We start from the raw sequence: 17017 nt of genomic DNA on the forward strand, positions 1-17017 counted from the left end.
AAGACTCGGGAAAGGTCCCCCTCACGTGGCCTGTTGGCATCAGAAACCGATCGCTAGGCTGGCCGCGGACGACGAATCGGGAGGAGCACGGACGTGGCCGAGAGCACCATCCAGCAGCACCCGCTTGCGGGCTGGGACAAGCCGGAGCTGGACCTCAGCAACGCCGATTGGCACTCGAGCAGCCGTGGCCTGGGGGATGTCCAGATCGCTTTTGTCGAGGGATTCATCGCGATGCGCAACAGCGGCAGCCCGGAGAGCCCTTCCTTGATCTTCACGCCCGCGGAATGGGGCGCGTTCGTGTCGGGGGCGCGGGAGGGAGAGTTCGATCTGACGTGATCCGGCGGCCGCGCGACTGAGCCGATGGGCTGATCCGGGGGTGATCCGCTCCTTTTCCGGACGCCGCTTTCCGGACACGCGACCTTGTACGCCCTCCCGGGGCCGATGCCTGAGCGAGGCCGGCCCCCGGAGGGGAAGGTCGTCTTCCGGAGGTGAGGAACCCCATGAGGAGCACTCTGCCGGTCATCGCGGCGGTCGACGGGTCGGACGACAGCCTGCGCGCCCTGGACTGGGCCCTCGACGATGCCCGTAGACGCGGGGCGCCGCTGCGAGTGGTCCATGTGCGGCAGTACGCCGCCTGGGCACAGCCCGAGGTGTTGGCCGCCGGTCCGCCGGACCCGGCCGACGATCCGGTGCTCGACCAGGTGCGGGAGCACCTGCCGGTGCGGCACGTCCCGGCGACCCGGCCCCGCCGACGCGGCCCGTCTCCTGCCCGTACCCGAGGCCGTCGCACACCTCGACTTCGCTGCCACCCGCACTCCGACCGTCGCCGTGCCGCACGGGCCCGAGGGCGCCGAACCCGTCGTGGACAGGGAGAGGGCGGATGGCCCCGGACCTGCTCCTGAAACGGTCCGACCAGTAATGCTCGAACCGGGTCGCGCGACCCGTGCGAGGCGTACGCTGAGGTGCCTGTAGGCGACGGTGCGCGCTCGCTCCCCGCGCGGGTGTACCACCGTGGCAGGGGGTAGGCCATGGGGCAGCGCATCGTGCGGAGCAGCAGGACCATCTTCGAACGGGAGAGCGAACTCGCCGCCGTGGACGAGGCGTTGGGAGAGCTCACCGGCCTGCGCAGGGACGGTGCCGAACCCGCCGACCGACCTCGCGGTGCCCTCCTCGCCTTCGTGGGGCGCGCCGGCATCGGCAAGACCACCCTCCTCGCCGAGGTCCGCCGGCGCGCCGCCACGAAGGGCTGCACCGTGCTGTCCGCCCGCGGCGGCGACCAGGAGCAGCGCGTCGCCTTCCACGTCGCCCGACAGCTGCTGCAGCCCCAGTTGGCCGGCGCAGGGGAGACGGATCTGCGTGCCTCGCTGGGCAGTTGGTACGACATCGTCGGCCCCGCCCTCGGTCTGTGCGCCCCGACCGACGGCTCCCCGCCCGACCAGCAGGGCCTGCGCGACGGCCTCGACTGGGTGCTCACCCATCTCGCCGTGCTGCGCGCCCCGATGGTGCTCGTCCTCGACGACGCCCACTGGGCCGACCCCGAATCCCTCAGCTGGCTCGCCGCGTTCGCGCCCCGCGCCGAACAACTCCCGCTGCTGGTCGTCGTCGCCTACCGGCCCGACGAACTCCCGGACCACGCCGAGTCGTTCAAGGGATTACCGGGGCGCGCGGGCGGACGTCCCCTCGACCTGGAACCGCTGAGCGCCGCCGCCGTGGCCCGCCTCGTACGGGAGACGCTCGGTACGCACGCCGACGACGCGTTCTGCCGCGAGTGCTGGGCCGTCACCGCCGGCAGCCCCTTCGAGACGGTCGAGCTCATCGCCAAGGTCCGCGACCGCGGCCTCACCCCGACCGAGTCCGGCGCGCACCTGCTGCGCGACCTCGCCGCGGCCGTCAAGGGCAGCGGCCTCGTCGCCCGCCTCGAACGCCTCGGCACCTCGACCGTGCGCTTCGCCTGGGCCTGCGCCGTCCTCGGTACCGAGATCCATCCGCTGCTCGCCGCGGCCGTCGCCGGCCTCGGGCACGAGGAGGCCGCCGACGCCGCCGACGCCCTGCGCGGCGCCCGCATCCTCACCGGCGCCGAGACCCTGGAGTTCGTCCACCCGCTGATCGCCACCGCCGTCTACCGGGCCATTCCGCCCGGCATCCGCGTCGCCCTGCACGGCCAGGCGGCCTGGTGCCTGATCAACGACGGACAGGGCCCCTCCGCCGCCGCCCGCCACCTCCTTGAGGCCCACCCCGACAGCGACAACTGGGTCGTCCAGCAGCTGCGCGCCGCAGCCGAGGAGACCCTCCGGGCCGGCGCCCCCGACGCCGCCCGCAGCTATCTGGCCCGCGCCCTGCGCGAACCCCCGCCCTTCGAGGACCGCGCCGCCGTCCTGTACGAACTGGGCTCCGCCTCCCTACTCACCGAACCGGCCACCACGGTCAACCATCTGCGGGCCGCCCTCGAGGAGCCGATCGCCGACGCCCGGCTGCGCCAGCACATCGTCTACCGGCTCTCCCAGGTGCTCGCCCACAGCGACCGCCTCGTCGAGGCCTCCAACACCCTCGCCCGCGAGATCCGCCTCACCGAGGACGCCCGGGTCAGGCTGCGCATGGTCGCCGAACAGTTCATGTGGGACGCGTTCCGCGCCGACGAACCCGACCACCCCTCCCGTTCCCGCCGCCTCACCAAGCTCGCCGACCGCCTCAGCGGCCGCGACCTCACCGAGCGCTACATCATCGGCCTGCGCACCTGGGACGCCGTCCTGCGCGGCGAACCCGCTCACATCGCCCTCCACCACGCCGAACGCGCCCTGGCCGGGGGCCTCGGCTGGGCCGAACCCGACCGCGGCTTCGAGGTGCCCGTCCTGGTCGCGCTCGCCTTCATGTACGCCGACCGTCCCGGCCGCACCGAGGAGCTCTTCACGGCCGGCATCGCCGATTTCGAACGCCAGGGCTGGCGCGGCGCCCACCTCTCCTTCGCCTACACGCTCCTCGGCTACGTCCGCTACCGCCGGGGCCGGCTCGCCGAGGCCGAGGACTTCGTCCGCGCCGGACTCAGGATCGCCGCACGCGTCGGCCCCGGCACCCCCGCCCACTGGTACGCCGTGGGCACCCTCATCGAGGTCCTCCTCGCCCGTGGCCGGGTCACGGAGGCCGCGGAGACCGGCGACCACTACTCGTTCTGCGCCCCGTTCCCGGCCGCCGTCGTCTTCCCCGACGCCCAGACCGTGCACGGCGAACTCCTGCTCGCCCGCGGTCGCACCAAGGAGGCGGCCCAGGAGCTGGCCGCGGCGGGCCGCCGCCTGGACCCGCGCGGTATCCGCAACCCCGCCTGGTGCCCCTGGCAGATCCACCTCGCCCGCGCCGAGAGCCACGACGCCCCCGAACGCGCGGTCGCCACCGCCCTCGAAGCGGTCGCCCGCGCCCGCCAGTTCGGCGCCCCGTCCACCATCGGCCAGGCCCTGCGGACAGCCGCCGAGGTCTCCTCCGGATCGGCCCGCGTGAAATACCTGGAGGAATCCGTCGCCCACCTCGAGCGCTCCCCGGCCGCCTACGAACTCGCCTGCGCACTCGTCGCCCTCGGCACCGAACTGCGCCGCACCGGCCGCCCCAAGGAAGCCGCCGAACACCTCTACCGCGGCCTCGACGCGGCCGTGCAGTGCGGCGCCGACGGCCTCGTCGAGACGGCCCGCGACGAACTCGCCGCCGCGGGGCTGCGCCCGCGCCGCCTGCACAGCACCGAGACGGACACCCTCACGGCCCGCGAACGCACCGCCGCCCAGCTCGCGGCCGAGGGCCGGACGGAGGCGGAGATAGCGGCGGAACTGCAAACGGACGAGCCGACCGTCGTACGCCTGCTGTCCGCGGTCTGCCGGAAGATGGGCACGGAGATCACCGGTCTGCCGGTGGCGCTGAAGCAGACCTGACGGCCGACCCCCACGACAGGTACCTGAACGACAACCACCCCGGCCCACCGACCGGTCCTGTCCACGTAACATGGGCAGCATGTCGTTCCTCCGCCGCCGCAGCGCCACTCCCGCCGGGCCCGAATTCGACGTGCTGGCCATGGACCCGGGCGACTGGCCCGGCAATCTCGGCGCCGGGCTGCTGCCCGCCCCGGACGGCACCTGCCAGGGCGTCTTCCTGCGCTACGACCTGTTCGGCGGCCGCGGCCCCGCGATGATCATCGGCAACCTGCCCGAGGGCTCCCCGGCCCGCGACGTCGCCGAGGACGAGATCCCCTTCGAGGTGGCCCAGCTGCTGCTCGCGCTGGAGAACGAGGAGGAGGTGACCGTCGTCGGAGTCGAGGACATGCCGGTCATGCAGGGCGACAACCTCCTGATCGTGCGCCGCCTCAAGCTCTCCGAGAGCCGGATCTCCTGCGTGCAGTTCGACCGCAGCGACAACGTCCTGGTGACCATCGCCGCCTGGGACCGCCCCATCACGGACGACCTGTACGCCCTGCTGAAGCCGCTCCCGGCGGAGCTTTTCCAGCAGGGCTGAGGCGGCTACCGGCCCGACCGGACCACGTCCACGTCCGCCGCGCGCACGTACTCCACCCGGTGTCCGAACTGGATCTCGTAGTACAGGTCCTTGCCCACCACGACCCTGTGCGAGTCGGTCGTGAAGGTGACCGCGTAGTAGTACTCGCCCGGCACCCGGTCACCGACCACGTACCTCTGGCCCTTCAACAGGGTGTACGGGAGCGGGGACACCGCCTGGACCGGCACTCCCGCCGGGTAGGCCGAGGCCTCCGGGTAGGCGCGCCCGTACACCGGGACGCTGTCCAGGCCGGGCTTGGGGGTCACCACGAAGCCGGAGGCGTTCACCGCGGTCGGGTGCTTCCACGGGTTCTTGAACCACGCCTTCTGGCCCAGGTACCAGATGGCCGTCCAGTCGCCGTAGCGGTCGGCGACCGCGTACTGCTGGCCGGTGGACACCCGTGAGGCGACGTCGTTGACGCCGATCGTCGAGTCGGCGCCGTTGTGCAGACCGACGTCCTTGATCAGGGCGGAGTTCTCGTCGTGGTCGGAGTACAGCCGCAGCTCGCTCGAACCGTGTGCCGCACAGGGCTGGCCGGCGGTGACGCAGCCCGTGTACTCCGGCTGGTTCGTGGCGTAGTCCGGCCGGATCGTCACCAGACCGCTTCCCTTGCCGCCCGTGGCCTTGAACGGGTGGCCCAGCAGCTCGAAGTAGTGCCGCCAGTCCCAGTACGGGCCGGGGTCGGTGTGCATCCCGGCGATGGTCGACGTCGTCGGGCCCGGCACGTTGTCGTGGCCGAGGATGTGCTGCCGGTCCAGCGGGATGCCGTACTTCGCGGAGAGGTACCTCACCAGCCGCGCCGACGAGCGGTACATCGCCTCCGTGTACCAGGCGTCGGGCGAGGCGAGGAAGCCCTCGTGCTCCAGTCCGATCGACTTGGCGTTGATGTACCAGTTGCCCGCGTGCCAGGCCACGTCCTTGGCCTTCACGTGCTGGGCGATGAGCCCGTCCGTGGAGCGCAGGGTGTAGTTCCACGACACATAGGTGGGGTCCTGGACCAGCTTCAGGACGCCGTCCCAGGTGCCCTCCGTGTCATGGATGACGATGTACTTGATGCTCTGCGACGCCGGGCGGTCGCCCAGGTCGTGGTTGCCATAGTCGTTGTCCCCGAACTCCTCGTACGGTGCCGGGATCCACTCGCAGGACACCGACCTCGGGCATTCCGTGCCGTCGTCGGAGACGGTGCGCAGACCGGTCTCCTTGAGCTGCGCGGTGTCGGGGGCCAGGTCCGGCCGGGCGGCCAGGGCGACCTGCTGACCGGAGTCCGTGGTGCGCTCCTCGCCGGTGCGGATCACGTCGTACACGTCGTTCGCGTACGCGGCCGCCGTCGCGGTGTCGTCCGCGCCGGAGAAGCGGGCCACCGCCCCGTACCAGTCCGCCGGGTTCGCGCTGAGCGGCTCGCCCAGCTTCTTCTGCGCGGCGGCCAGCAGGGCGGCACCGCCCGCCACGTTGGCGGCGGGGTCCGTACGCAACTGCTGGGCGCTCAGCCCGGTCAGATGGGCTGCCTTCGTCAACGTCTTGAGGCGGGCCGGGAGTTGGGAGTTCTCCGGCACCTTCGTGTCCGGGTGCAGAGCGGCGCGGGCCGCGTCCCCGCGGGCGTCCTCCGTGCCCTCGCTGTGGTGCGAGACCTCGGCGAGTGCGGTGCGGGCATCGGTGAGATGCATCGGGCCGTAGCCGCCGGTCACGCTCGGCGCGCCCCCGTGCGCGTCCCAGCGGGACTGCAGATAGGAGACGCCCAGCAGCACGCTCTGCGGTACGTGATAGGTGGCGGACGCCGAGTCGAACGCTTCCTGGAGCCGGTCCGCGGAGGGCTGGGCGTCGGAAGGTGCGGCGCCGAGCAGCGGCAGCAACAGGGCCGCCGTGGCGAGGGCGCCCGCGGTTCTGCGGGTGCGTCTGTGACCGGGGGTGGACGTGGGGGCGGTGGCGGATCCTCGCAATGCAGCCTCCTGGGACGGACGAGCGTGGCGGGGCGTGCAGGGCCGCTCGGTGGGTCTGTGTTACCGGCTGGCCGACGATCCGTCAATCATGCCCAGAGGCAGGGGATTTCCCCTGTCAACACGAGGGTGGAGGAGTTTCGTGGCGGCGGGCTGTGGGCCTGCGGGGCGTCAGTGGCGTACACCAATGCCGTGCGCGAGCAGGCTCGGACATACGAAGGTCCGCGGAGCGCCGCTGTCCTGGGCGCACCGCGGACCTTCGTCCCCGTCAGCGAGTGCCGACCGCCGCCCGTACGGCCCGTCGGGCCAGCTGGCAGTCGTCGTGCAGCCGCCTCAGCAGCAGCCGTTGTTCCTCGCCGGACGGCGCAGCACTCGGGTGGGCCACCCCCGGTGCCGCCGGGGTCGTGTCGTGCATCGAACGCTGCACGGCCGTTTCGTACGTACGGATCTCACGGGTGAGGACGAGCATCAGGTTCACCAGGAACGCGTCCCGCGAGGCCGGGCCCGCCGTCTGCGCGATCTGGCTGATCTGGCGCCGGGCCACCGGGGCGTCCCCGAGGACCGACCACAGCGTCGCCAGGTCGTACCCCGGCAGATACCAGCCCGCGTGCTCCCAGTCCACCAGCACTGGACCGGCCGGTGAGAGCAGGATGTTCGAGAGCAGTGCGTCGCCGTGGCAGAACTGGCCCATGCCCTGTCGGCCCGCCGAGTGCGCGATGCCGTGCAACAGCTTCTGCAGGTCGCCCATGTCACGGTCGGTGAGCAGGCCCAGCTCGTGGTAGCGGGAGATACGGGCCGCGTAGTCCAACGGGGCGTCGAACGTGCCGGCCGGCGGCCGCCACGCGTTCAGCCGGCAGACGGCGCCGAGTGCCGCCCTGATGTCCGCGCGCGGTGGGGCCTCGGCGGGGTGCCGGTGCAGCGCCGCCACCCGCCCCGGCATCCGCTCGATGACCAGCGTGCAGTTGTCCGGGTCCGCCGCGATCAGCCTCGGCACCCGCACGGGCGGGCGGTGCCGGACGAACGACCGGTACGCCGCTATTTCGTGGCGGATCCGCTCGGCCCACGCGGGGGAGTGGTCCAGTAAACACTTGGCGACGGCCGTGCTGCGTCCGGTCGTACCGACCAGGAGCACGGATCGTCCGCTGCGGCGCAGCACCTGTACCGGAGCGAACTCCGGGCAGATCCGGTGCACCGACGCGATCGCGGTGCGCAGCTGGGCGCCCTGGGGGCCGGACAAGTCGAGTCTCCCGCTGAGCGGTTGGGTGCCGGGCCCCGGCGCCCGCCGCGTCCTGGCTGCGCCGAGCGCGGGGGCCGCCGGACGTGCCGCGGGTTCGAGGTAGGGGCCGCTGCCTGCCGGGCGGGAGTACAGCGACCGGGGTGGGGCGGACACGGAGGACGATGCTGCGTACATGGGCGAAACAGATCCCTTCGTGTGCCTGCGACGACAGTGCGCTGCCCGGCCCGGCACCTCGGGTGCACCCTGGGGAGTGTCCCTCGGGAACCGGGTCGGGGTGGCGCGTTCCTACCTGACACCCGATGCCCAGTGGCACACCATCTGGCGAACCCTGGCGAACCCTGGCGAATAGTCGCCCGGCAACTTGCACCGGGCTACTGTCAACTCAGCCGAGAACCTGGGGGCTTGACGTGAGCGGACAACCCAACACCCGACTTTCGGACCTGTTCGGCCTGGCCGGCTGGTCCAAGGGTGAACTCGCGAGGCTGGTCAACCGGCAGGCGGCGGCCATGGGCCACCCCCAGCTTTCGACCGACACCTCACGGGTGCGGCGTTGGATCGACATGGGAGAGATCCCGCGCGATCCGGTTCCGCGGGTGTTGGCGGCCCTGTTCACCGAGCGTCTCGGCCGTGTCGTGACCATCGAGGACCTCGGTCTGGTCCGGCACGGGCGTACGGGGAAACGGCAGGACGCCGGGAGTGTGGAACATCCCGACGGTGTGCCGTGGGCGCCCGAACGGACCGCGGCGGTCCTCACCGAATTCACGGGAATGGACCTCATGCTCAACCGACGCGGCTTGGTGGGTGCGGGCGTCGCGCTCACCGCAGGATCCGCACTCAGCAGCGCCATGTACGACTGGCTGCACACCGATCCCACCCTCTCCGCCGACGCTCCCGACTACGACAATCCCCTGCATGCCGACCCCGCTGGGTTCGACCGCTACGAGGCAGCCCCCATCGGGTCGCAGGAGATCGAGGAACTGGAGCGCTCGGTCGAGGTGTTCCGGGCCTGGGACGCCGCCCGCGGCGGCGGGCTGCAGCGCAAGGCAGTCGTGGGCCAGCTCAACGAGGTGGGCGGCATGCTCGCCTACCGTCACCCCGACCATCTCCAGCGGCGCCTGTGGGGCGTCGCCGCCAACCTCGCCGTTCTCGCGGGCTGGATGTCGCACGACGTCGGCCTCGAGCCCACGGCCCAGAAGTACTTCGTCATCGCCGCCCACGCGGCCCGTGAGGGCGGCGACCGGCCACGCGCCGGGGAGGCGCTCTCCCGAGCGGCTCGCCAGATGGTGCACCTCGGCCGGCCCGACGACGCACTCGACCTGATGAAGCTCGCCCAGTCCGGTTCCGGTGAAGAGGTGCTGCCGCGCACCCAGGCGATGCTCTACACCATCGAGGCCTGGGCACAGGCGTCGATGGGCAAGGGGCAGGCGATGCGCCGCACCCTCGGCCAGGCGGAGGACCTCTTCGTCTCCGACCGGGGCGACGTGCCGCCGCCGAGCTGGATGCAGATGTTCAGGGAGGAGGACCTGTACGGCATGCAGGCCCTCGCCTACCGCACGCTGGCCGAGCACGAGCCGGGAGCGGCCGCACACGCCCAGCACTACGCGGAGAAGGCCCTGGCTCTCAGGGTCGACGGCAGGCATCGGTCGAAGATCTTCGACTTCCTGTCCATGGCCTCCGCCTGCTTCATCGCCGACGACCCCGAACAGGCGGACCGGTACGCACGCCTGGCCCTGATGTCGATGGGAACCAACTCCTCCCACCGCACCTGGGACCGGCTGCGCCAGATGTACCGGCTCACCGCCGAGTTCTCCAGCTATCCGAAGATCCACGAGCTGCGGGAGGAGATCAAACTGGCCCTGCCGAGGACGTCGAAGGGCGGCAACAGCGCACGGGCATAGGGGGTCCGTGCAGTTGGCGCTGATTCACATCACCGGCTGACTCACCTGTCCGGCCGACTCACGTCAGGCGACGAGGCCGACTCACGTCACCTTGGCGACGAGTACGCACGCGTCGTCCTCGCGTTCGGTCTCGCCGAACTCCTCCACGACCATCCGTACGCAGTCCTGTGCGGTCCGGGCCTCGCCGAAGCGGGGGGCCAGGTCGAGGAGGCGGTTCACGGTGTCCGTACCGGTGCGCCTGGGCACCAGCCCGTCGGTGTGCAGCAGGAGCAGGTCGCCCGTTTCGAGGGTCTCTTCGACCTGCTCGTACGAGGCACCCGAGGTCGCGCCGAGCAGGACGCCGTCCGGTGCGTGCAGACTGCGCCCCGTCCCGCCGCGGAACAGCAGCGGGGCGGGGTGTCCTGCCTGCGCCCAGGTCAGCGTGCGGGTCTCGGGGCGGTAGCGGCAGCAGACGGCGCTGCCGAGCGCGGGTTGCACGGTGGCGTCGAGTAACTGGTTGAGCCAGGACATCAGTTGACCGGGTTCGGTGCCGGCCATCGCCATGCCGCGCACGGCGCCCAGCAGCGTCGCCATGCCCGAGGTGACGGCGACGCCGTGTCCGGTGAGGTCGCCGACGCTCAACAGCGTCTGGCCGTCGGGCAGTTCGAGCGCGTCGTACCAGTCGCCGCCGATCAGCGCGCTGGTCGAGGACGGCAGATAGTGCGCCGCCAGATCCAGTGACTCGGGTCCTTGGTGCGGGAGCCGCAGGGAGCCACGCCACGGCGGCAGCACGGCCTCCTGCAGCTCGACCGCGAGCCGGTGCTCGGTCTGCGCGCGGTGCTGGTGGTGCTGCAGCGAGTCACGGGTCTCGCTCACCACCCTCTGGTTGCGGCGCAGTTCACTGACGTCCCGCAGTACGGCCCACATCGAGGCGGTGCTGCCGTCGGTGTCGAGCACGGGCTCGCCCATCATGTGCACCGTGCGCAGTTCGCCGTCCGGGCGCACGACGCGGAACTCGCCGTCGATGGGCTTGGCGTCGACGAGGCAGTCCGTGACCATCGCGGTCAGCTTCGCGCGGTCCTCGTCCAGTACCAGGGACGGCAGTTCGTCGAGGGTGAGCGGCGCAGCGGCGGGGTCGCGGCCCAGGATCTGGTACAGCTCCCCGGACCAACTCGCCTCGTCCGTCAGCAGGTTCCACTCGGCGCTGCCGACCCGGCTGAGCAGCGAGCCGCGCCGGGCGGGGCGCGGCACGGCGCGGGCGACGTGCACGTCCTCCGCGTCCGGGGCCACGGGTGGCGGACCGTCCCGCAACTGCCCCAAGTGGGCGTCCAGGTCGGTGAGTTGGTGCAGCGCCAGATCGCACAGCGCGCGCTGCCACCGCTCCTGCGGGTCCGAACCGTCGCCGTGCGCGTCCCGCCGTACGGCGTCCACGTCACCCTTGAGCCGCCGCGTCTGCGATATCAGCGCGTCGACCGAGCCGCGTCCTGGCGGCTGGGCGGCTGGGTGATCCGCAGAGAGATGGGACGGCATGAGCACTCCGATGCGGGGACGGTTCGACCGGGGCTGACGGCTTGAAGGACCGTTACGACTGTTGCACAGCCCGCGACGCCCTGTAAGGGATTTGGCAACACACGATACGGTGGTGCTTCTGGCATATGCCACAGTCTTCACGGAGTGATCGTGCGGTGCAAAGCGTGTACGTCGCCGCGCAGGTCAAGTCGTAGGCAGCGTACGTGATTTGGCGGACTGTCGAGGGGTTTGGGCGCCCACTCAGTCGCGCGTTCGACGGCTGCTTGTTCTAGGGCGTCTGGCATGCGCGGATCGGCCCGATCGAGGGGTTGTCGACGGGGTTGGAAAGTGACGCAGGTCACACAAACTCGCAAGCGCTTCCACGTAATGCAAACGGCATCTGGGAGGTCGTACAAGCACACCGGCAAATCCGGCCGACCTCCTACCGCAGTGGAGACCGACCATGGACATCAACCTCGAGCAGCCGACCCGCGGCCGGCTGATCACCGCCGAGGAGCAGGAGCTCCCCGTCTCCGCCACGTTGCGCTACAGCTCCACGGATCCCCTGGCCGTGCACCTCGACTTCCCGCCCGAGATCTCCCTCGACGGCACGGAGGTCACCTGGACCTTCGGCCGCGCCTTGCTGGAGGAGGGGCTGCGCGGCCCTTCCGGCTGCGGCGACGTGCACATCTGGCCGTGCGGACGGGGCCGCACGGTCGTGGAGTTCCACTCGTCCTACGGCCTCGCCCTGCTCCGGTTCGACACCGCCGCCCTGCGCCGGTTCCTGCTGCGCACGTACGCCGTGGTGGCCGCCGGCCAGGAGGATCTCGGCGCGGCGGTCGACCAGGGGCTGAGTTCGCTGTTCGGCAACGTCTGAGCACAACGCGCCCCGAAGGGAGCGCCGTTGGGGGGATCAGTACCGCAGGATGCCCGCGATCCCATGGGCGTCCCCCAGCATGCCGTCCGGTACGAAGCGGACGTCCGCGCCCGTCTCCAGGCACTGTTCGACGATCTCGTCCACGATGTCCTCGCGGGAGTCGAGTTCGCCGCTCTCGGCCGGCATCAGGTGGTCGCCGAGGGCGTCGCGCACCGTCACGCGGTAGTTCTCCTCGACGGCGAGCAGTCGTACGCGGCCCTCGCGGGCGCTCTGCCACACCTCGTCGACACCGGCCGCGAACGCCTTGCGGCCACGGGCCGTTTCGAGCTCCCGGGCCACGGTGTCGCTGCTCCTGCGGGCCTCGGCGGCGACCATCGGCCGTACCGCCTGCCACACGGCGTCGGGAGTGCCGTGCGCGAGACCGCCGTGCGGTACGTGCACCGCCTCCTTGGTGACGCTGCCGACCTCGTCCAGCACGGACAGCGCCGCCGGCTCGCCGGTGATGTACAAGGGCCGCGCATGGTCGCGCAGGACCATGCCCATCGCGGCGTCGGCCTCCCGCAGGAAGTGGCGGGTGCCCTCGTCGCGGAAGGTGCTCGGCATGTCGCCGATCCGCTCCTGCCGCTCGGCGTCGAAGTTCTCGAGCCGCCTGGTCAGGGGGAACCCGCCGGTCCGGTCCTCCGCGACGCGATCCGTGCCGCCGCTCCACAGGGTGACCCGGTCGGGGGAGACCGACAGCACCCAGAACGGCCGCTCCGCGGCCTGCGCGGAGACGAGGTTGCGGGTCAGGAAGGTGTCCGAGAGGACCACGCGCTCCGGCACGGCACGGGCCAGCGACCACACCTGGTGCTCGCCCGGAGCCGCGAAGATCACCAGACCGTCCTCGGCGTGTGCCAGATCCACCTCCGCGAGGGCCTGGTCGAGCTGACGGACCACGTCGGAGCGCCGTTCCCGGGTCACCGCGGGATCGGACTCCAGCTGTTTTTTGGCCTCGGCCACGACATTGCGCAGCCGGACCGGATCCTGGGCGTTTTCGGGCTCCCGGCGGTGTGTCGGCGTCAGCACGGACACGGCCGGATAGGCGCGCGGGCGCCGGAGCTCGGACAGGGTTGAAGGACTCAGGTCGTGCTCCATAACAAGCACGATAGGACCGTTTCGCCGATCGGGCATTAGGGGCAGCCGCGCCGGGCAATCGGGACAATCGTGTACGGCCGCCGGGAACAGGGTCTACGGCTGTTCTCGGCGCGCGAACTCGTCGTCCTGGCCGTCTTGGAGGTCGGCAGGCCGCGCAAGGTGCTCGTCTGTGCACCCGGGCTCGCCCACTGCGGGCTGACTCCGACCGACTCCGACGACCTGCTCTTGTGCGTGAACGCGACGTCGATGTGGCCGAGTTGCACGACCTGCCGGCCCGGCTAGCGGGACCCGTCCGCCGAGTCGATCACCGCGATGTTCCCTTGCGCCACCGCGCACAGGGTCTCCGTACCGGCGCCGTCGATCGTGATCAGGTCGCAGCGGGTGACGACGCGGGTGCGGCCGGCCCGTACCACCTGGGCGTGCGCGCGCAGGGTCTCGCCGGTGGCCGGACGCAGGTAGTCGATGGTGAACCCGGACGTGATCAGTCCCGTCCCGACGACGGTGCCCGCGGCGAGTGTCAGCGTGTTGTCGGCCGCGTAGGAGAGCACCCCGCCGTGGACGAAGCCGTACTGCTGGAGCAACTCCTCGCGGATGTCCAGTTCGAGTGTGGCCTCGCCGTCCCCGAACTCCGTCACGCGGGCGCCCAGCAGCCTGCTGAAGGGCTGCTGGGCGAGGACCTTCCTGGCAAGCTCGAGATCCATCGTCCCGCTCACGTCCTCACCTCACTTCACTGGTGAAGTGAGGGTGGCGCGGGCCGGTGCCGTCTGTCAAGATCGGCCCATGTCCGAGCCCGATCAGCGCTTTTACTTCCTGCTGCAGCGGGCGGCACACCGGCTGCGCACCACGGTCGACCGGCGCTGCCTGGCCGCCGCCGGCGTCACCACGGCCCAGGTCGGCGCGCTGTTCGCCGTACAGGACCAGCCCGGGATCACCCAGCAGGAGCTGGCCCGCACCCTCGATCTGCGGGAATCGGCCATCACCGCGCTGGTGGGTCGCCTCACCGCGGCGGGCCTGCTCCTGAAGCAGGCGCACCCGTGTGAACACCGGGCCGTGGTGCTGGAGTTGACCGAGGCCGGGGCCGCCGCCCTGGATGCCGCGCAGCCGGAGGTCGACCGCCTCAACGCGGACCTGCGGGAGTTGCTGGGAGACGACGGGTTCGTACGGACGGCGGGGGCTCTGCACCGGCTCGCGTACGGGGAGATCTGAGACGCCGAGCCGCTCAGTCGTCGTCCTCCTCCGGCCCGCACGAGCTGCCGGTCGGCGGCAGGGTGCCGTAGAGAAGGAAGTCGTCGACCTTGCCGTGGACGCACTTGGAGGACGCGTAACCGGTGTGGCCCTCGCCCTTGTTGTCGAGCACCACGGCCGAGGAGCCGAGCCGCTTCGCGGTCTCCACGGTCCAGCGGTACGGCGTCGCCGGGTCGCCGCGGGTGCCGACCAGGAGCATCTTCGGGCTGTGGACATCACGCACGTCCTCGCGGATGAAGTCGGTGCCCTTGGGGCGGCCGTAACACATCAGCAGCTCGGTGAGGCGGTAGCGGCCGAAGACGGGTGACGCCTGCTCGTACTCGGCGCGCAGTCGGCCGAGGTCCTTGATGATCCTTTCGGCGCTCGGTCGATCGGGATCGTCCGCGCAGTTGATCGCCATCAGTGCCGCCGGGAGGTTGTCGAGCGGGACGTCGTTCTCGTCGACCAGTCCGCCGCCGGCCGGCTGCCGGGTGGGAAGCACGGCTCCGCCGGACGCGAAGCCCATGACTCCGCGTGTGTCGCCGTCCTCGACCAGTTGGGCGAGCGCGCGCTCCAGGGACGGCCACAACTCCTGGCTGTAGAGCGCCTGGCTGATGGCGCCCACGAGATCCTGCCCGGTGAACTCCTGGCCGAAGTCCGTCGGCACCGGGTCCTCGTCGAGCGAGTCGACGAGCTGTACGACCTGTTCCCGGGCGTCGCGCGGATCCTGGCCGAACGGGCAGGCGATGTCCTTGGTGCACCAGTTGACGAAGTCCTCCAGCGCCGTCTGCTGTCCCTCGGCACCCGCCACGCCCTGCTCGGACATCGGCTCGGTCAGCGTGTCCACTCCGTCGAGGACCAACCGGCCGACCTTCTTGGGGAATTGGGCCGCGTACACCGCGCCGAGACGGGTCCCGTAGGAGAAACCGAGATAGTTGAGCTTCTTGTCGCCCAGCGCCTGGCGCATCACGTCCAGGTCGCGCGAGGCGTTCACCGTGCCTATGTGGGGGAGTACCGGACCCGAGTGCTTCGCGCACTCGGCGGCCGCCTTCTTCAACTGCGCGAGTACGGCCTGCGGATCGCCGGTCGCCGCGCTGTCGTCGGTCGCGGCCGAAGCGTCGCCGGCACCGTCTCCGCAGCTGACCGGTGAGGACCGGCCGACTCCGCGCGGGTCGAAGGTCACCACGTCGTAGGCGTTCGTGAGACCCATGAAGTCGTGGCCGCCGGCGCCGAGTTCGCTGACGCCCGCGCCGCCGGGGCCACCGAAGTTCAGCAGCACCGAGCCGCGCTTCTTGCCCGTCGCCCGGTAGCGGGCGAGCGCCAGGTCGAGCGTGCCCGCCTTGGGGCTGGCGTAGTCGAGGGGGACGGTGACCTTGCCGCACTGAAGGTCCTCGGGCATGTCGTCGCCCTCGCACTTGGACCACGTGACCTTCTGCTCGTAGAACCGCGTCAGGTCGGGCTCGGTACCGTCCGAGGCCACGGCGGGCAGTCCTGCGGCCACCAGGGCCAGACCCACTGCCCCGGTGACGGTGCAGCGTCGGACGGCGGGCCGCGATGACAGCTTGGCCAGCATCAATGCCTCCATGGGCGCCCGCCGGGGACCGGTGGAACGGCGCCCTCGATCACGATAAGCGGACCCCGCGGGCCCCGCCTCCGCACGAGCGGGACCGTGCGGAGTGCCCTACCCTGCGCACGCTCCGTGCGTATAGGGCAGTTTTGCTGCTAGTTCGATAACCGTGCCGCTCGATGGGGTGAAAGACCGATAAGCCATAACCCGGATGGTTCGCCCGCGTTTTATCCCGTGCGGGTGAGTGCCCGCTTCTCCGGCGCGGGTATGTGCCCGCGACCATGTCTGGAAGGCAGGGAACCTATGAGAAGGGTTACCCGAAATGGTGTGATCGCTGTTGCCGCCGCCTCGGGCGCGATGGCTCTGGCGGCTCCGGCGTTTGCCGACTCCGCTGCGGACGGTGCCGCTGCCGACTCGGCCGGCGTGCTCTCCGGCAACACCATCCAGGTCCCGGTGCACGTCCCGGTGAACGTGTGCGGGAACACCGTGAACGTGGTGGGGCTCCTCAACCCGGCCGCGGGCAACAGCTGCGTCAACAAGAGTGCAGGGGGCAAGAAGGCGGCGGGCAGCGCCGCTCACGGTCGCGGAAAGGATTCGCCGGGCGTGATCTCCGGCAACGACGTCCAGCTCCCGGTCGACCTCCCGGTGAACGTCAGCGGGAACACGGCGAACGTGGTCGGCGTCGGCAACGCGGCCGTCGGCAACGAGTCCACGAACACCTCCGGCCACCACCGCCACGCCAGGCCGGCGCCGAAGCCGTCCGCCCCGTCCCGGGCCCATCCGCAGCCGGTGACCGCCCAGCACGCCACCCCGAGCAGGCCCCTGGCCTCGCTCGCCCACACCGGCAGCGACCAGACCGTGCCCGCCGCCGTGGCGAGCGCCGCGCTGATCCTGGGCGGAGTCGCGGTCCAACGGCGCTTCCGTCCACGGGCGGAGCGCTGACCGCGCTCACACGGCGCAGGACGCAAGGCCCTGCCGGGCGGGTGACCGGCAGGGCCTGAGTCGCCGCGGCCCGCTCGGCCAACGGCTTGATCACACCTGTGACGCGCCCGGCAAGATCCGCGAGGATGCTGCGGGCGCGGTCGATCACCGCGCACCGAATCCGCCGTACCACCACGGAATGGAGCGCAC

Annotated in this window: 14 protein-coding genes and 1 pseudogene; 9 read left to right on the forward strand and 6 right to left on the reverse strand. The window is 71.2% G+C overall.

Features of this window, described 5'->3' with window-relative positions; genetic code table 11:
• The first annotated feature begins 93 nt into the window (after window positions 1-93).
• The 4 genes and pseudogenes from OG303_RS45860 to OG303_RS45875 all read left to right on the forward strand — a co-directional run bounded on the left by OG303_RS45860 (window position 94) and on the right by OG303_RS45875 (window position 4488).
• Window positions 94-336 carry a DUF397 domain-containing protein gene (locus OG303_RS45860; protein WP_093906168.1) on the forward strand — a complete coding sequence of 81 codons (243 nt, stop codon included), beginning with the start codon at window positions 94-96 and terminating at the stop codon, window positions 334-336.
• Window positions 337-500: 164 nt separating this feature from the next.
• Window positions 501-716 (forward strand): annotated as a pseudogene (locus tag OG303_RS45865) (universal stress protein); the annotation flags it as partial.
• Window positions 717-1028: 312 nt separating this feature from the next.
• On the forward strand, window positions 1029-3911 hold the full coding sequence (locus OG303_RS45870; RefSeq protein WP_405875973.1) for an ATP-binding protein: 2883 nt from the start codon (window positions 1029-1031) through the stop codon (window positions 3909-3911).
• Between the two features lie 79 nt (window positions 3912-3990).
• Complete coding sequence (locus OG303_RS45875; protein ID WP_405875974.1) at window positions 3991-4488, forward strand: hypothetical protein; 498 nt, start codon at window positions 3991-3993, stop codon at window positions 4486-4488.
• A gap of 5 nt (window positions 4489-4493) precedes the next feature.
• Here the strand turns inward: OG303_RS45875 and OG303_RS45880 are convergent, their stop codons facing one another.
• On the reverse strand, window positions 4494-6464 hold the full coding sequence (locus tag OG303_RS45880; RefSeq protein WP_405875975.1) for an N-acetylmuramoyl-L-alanine amidase: 1971 nt from the start codon (window positions 6462-6464) through the stop codon (window positions 4494-4496).
• Window positions 6465-6729: 265 nt separating this feature from the next.
• Complete coding sequence (locus OG303_RS45885; protein WP_405875976.1) at window positions 6730-7872, reverse strand: aminoglycoside phosphotransferase family protein; 1143 nt, start codon at window positions 7870-7872, stop codon at window positions 6730-6732.
• A gap of 233 nt (window positions 7873-8105) precedes the next feature.
• On the opposite strand from OG303_RS45885, the gene OG303_RS45890 reads away from it, so the two are divergent.
• A complete protein-coding gene (locus OG303_RS45890) occupies window positions 8106-9596 on the forward strand; it encodes a hypothetical protein (protein WP_405875977.1) in 1491 nt (496 codons plus the stop codon).
• Between the two features lie 81 nt (window positions 9597-9677).
• Here the strand turns inward: OG303_RS45890 and OG303_RS45895 are convergent, their stop codons facing one another.
• Window positions 9678-11105 carry a PP2C family protein-serine/threonine phosphatase gene (locus tag OG303_RS45895; RefSeq protein ID WP_405875978.1) on the reverse strand — a complete coding sequence of 476 codons (1428 nt, stop codon included), beginning with the start codon at window positions 11103-11105 and terminating at the stop codon, window positions 9678-9680.
• A gap of 442 nt (window positions 11106-11547) precedes the next feature.
• On the opposite strand from OG303_RS45895, the gene OG303_RS45900 reads away from it, so the two are divergent.
• Window positions 11548-11961 carry an SsgA family sporulation/cell division regulator gene (locus OG303_RS45900; RefSeq protein WP_405875979.1) on the forward strand — a complete coding sequence of 138 codons (414 nt, stop codon included), beginning with the start codon at window positions 11548-11550 and terminating at the stop codon, window positions 11959-11961.
• A gap of 36 nt (window positions 11962-11997) precedes the next feature.
• Here the strand turns inward: OG303_RS45900 and OG303_RS45905 are convergent, their stop codons facing one another.
• Window positions 11998-13095, reverse strand: a complete 1098-nt coding sequence (locus OG303_RS45905; RefSeq protein WP_405875980.1) for a chemotaxis protein — start codon at window positions 13093-13095, stop codon at window positions 11998-12000.
• A gap of 69 nt (window positions 13096-13164) precedes the next feature.
• Between OG303_RS45905 and OG303_RS45910 the strand changes: the two genes are divergently transcribed.
• Window positions 13165-13377: a hypothetical protein gene (locus OG303_RS45910; RefSeq protein ID WP_405877913.1), complete on the forward strand. Its 213-nt coding sequence runs from the start codon at window positions 13165-13167 to the stop codon at window positions 13375-13377.
• Here OG303_RS45910 and OG303_RS45915 read toward each other — a convergent pair.
• Window positions 13374-13796 carry a PaaI family thioesterase gene (locus tag OG303_RS45915; protein WP_405877798.1) on the reverse strand — a complete coding sequence of 141 codons (423 nt, stop codon included), beginning with the start codon at window positions 13794-13796 and terminating at the stop codon, window positions 13374-13376. The genes OG303_RS45910 and OG303_RS45915 overlap by 4 nt on opposite strands.
• A 79-nt stretch (window positions 13797-13875) precedes the next feature.
• On the opposite strand from OG303_RS45915, the gene OG303_RS45920 reads away from it, so the two are divergent.
• Window positions 13876-14301, forward strand: a complete 426-nt coding sequence (locus OG303_RS45920; protein WP_405875981.1) for a MarR family winged helix-turn-helix transcriptional regulator — start codon at window positions 13876-13878, stop codon at window positions 14299-14301.
• Window positions 14302-14314: 13 nt separating this feature from the next.
• Here OG303_RS45920 and OG303_RS45925 read toward each other — a convergent pair whose 3' ends face one another.
• Window positions 14315-15892, reverse strand: coding sequence for an alpha/beta hydrolase (locus OG303_RS45925; RefSeq protein WP_405875982.1), 1578 nt, complete (start codon window positions 15890-15892; stop codon window positions 14315-14317).
• Between the two features lie 297 nt (window positions 15893-16189).
• On the opposite strand from OG303_RS45925, the gene OG303_RS45930 reads away from it, so the two are divergent.
• Window positions 16190-16828 carry a chaplin gene (locus tag OG303_RS45930; protein WP_405875983.1) on the forward strand — a complete coding sequence of 213 codons (639 nt, stop codon included), beginning with the start codon at window positions 16190-16192 and terminating at the stop codon, window positions 16826-16828.
• The last annotated feature ends 189 nt before the right edge of the window (window positions 16829-17017 follow it).

Origin of the sequence: Streptomyces sp. NBC_00005, from assembly GCF_045160215.1 — a bacterium.
GTDB lineage: Bacteria > Actinomycetota > Actinomycetes > Streptomycetales > Streptomycetaceae > Streptomyces.

Excerpts from the sequence above, each read along its gene's own strand:
- OG303_RS45930 (WP_405875983.1), top strand. The coding sequence starts at position 16,190 with ATGAGAAGGGTTACCCGAAATGGTGTGATCGCTGTTGCCGCCGCCTCG.
- OG303_RS45885 (WP_405875976.1), bottom strand. The coding sequence starts at position 7,872 with ATGTACGCAGCATCGTCCTCCGTGTCCGCCCCACCCCGGTCGCTGTAC.
- OG303_RS45915 (WP_405877798.1), bottom strand. The coding sequence starts at position 13,796 with ATGGATCTCGAGCTTGCCAGGAAGGTCCTCGCCCAGCAGCCCTTCAGC.
- OG303_RS45875 (WP_405875974.1), top strand. The coding sequence starts at position 3,991 with ATGTCGTTCCTCCGCCGCCGCAGCGCCACTCCCGCCGGGCCCGAATTC.
- OG303_RS45925 (WP_405875982.1), bottom strand. The coding sequence starts at position 15,892 with ATGCTGGCCAAGCTGTCATCGCGGCCCGCCGTCCGACGCTGCACCGTC.
- OG303_RS45920 (WP_405875981.1), top strand. The coding sequence starts at position 13,876 with ATGTCCGAGCCCGATCAGCGCTTTTACTTCCTGCTGCAGCGGGCGGCA.
- OG303_RS45900 (WP_405875979.1), top strand. The coding sequence starts at position 11,548 with ATGGACATCAACCTCGAGCAGCCGACCCGCGGCCGGCTGATCACCGCC.
- OG303_RS45905 (WP_405875980.1), bottom strand. The coding sequence starts at position 13,095 with ATGGAGCACGACCTGAGTCCTTCAACCCTGTCCGAGCTCCGGCGCCCG.
- OG303_RS45895 (WP_405875978.1), bottom strand. The coding sequence starts at position 11,105 with ATGCCGTCCCATCTCTCTGCGGATCACCCAGCCGCCCAGCCGCCAGGA.
- OG303_RS45870 (WP_405875973.1), top strand. The coding sequence starts at position 1,029 with ATGGGGCAGCGCATCGTGCGGAGCAGCAGGACCATCTTCGAACGGGAG.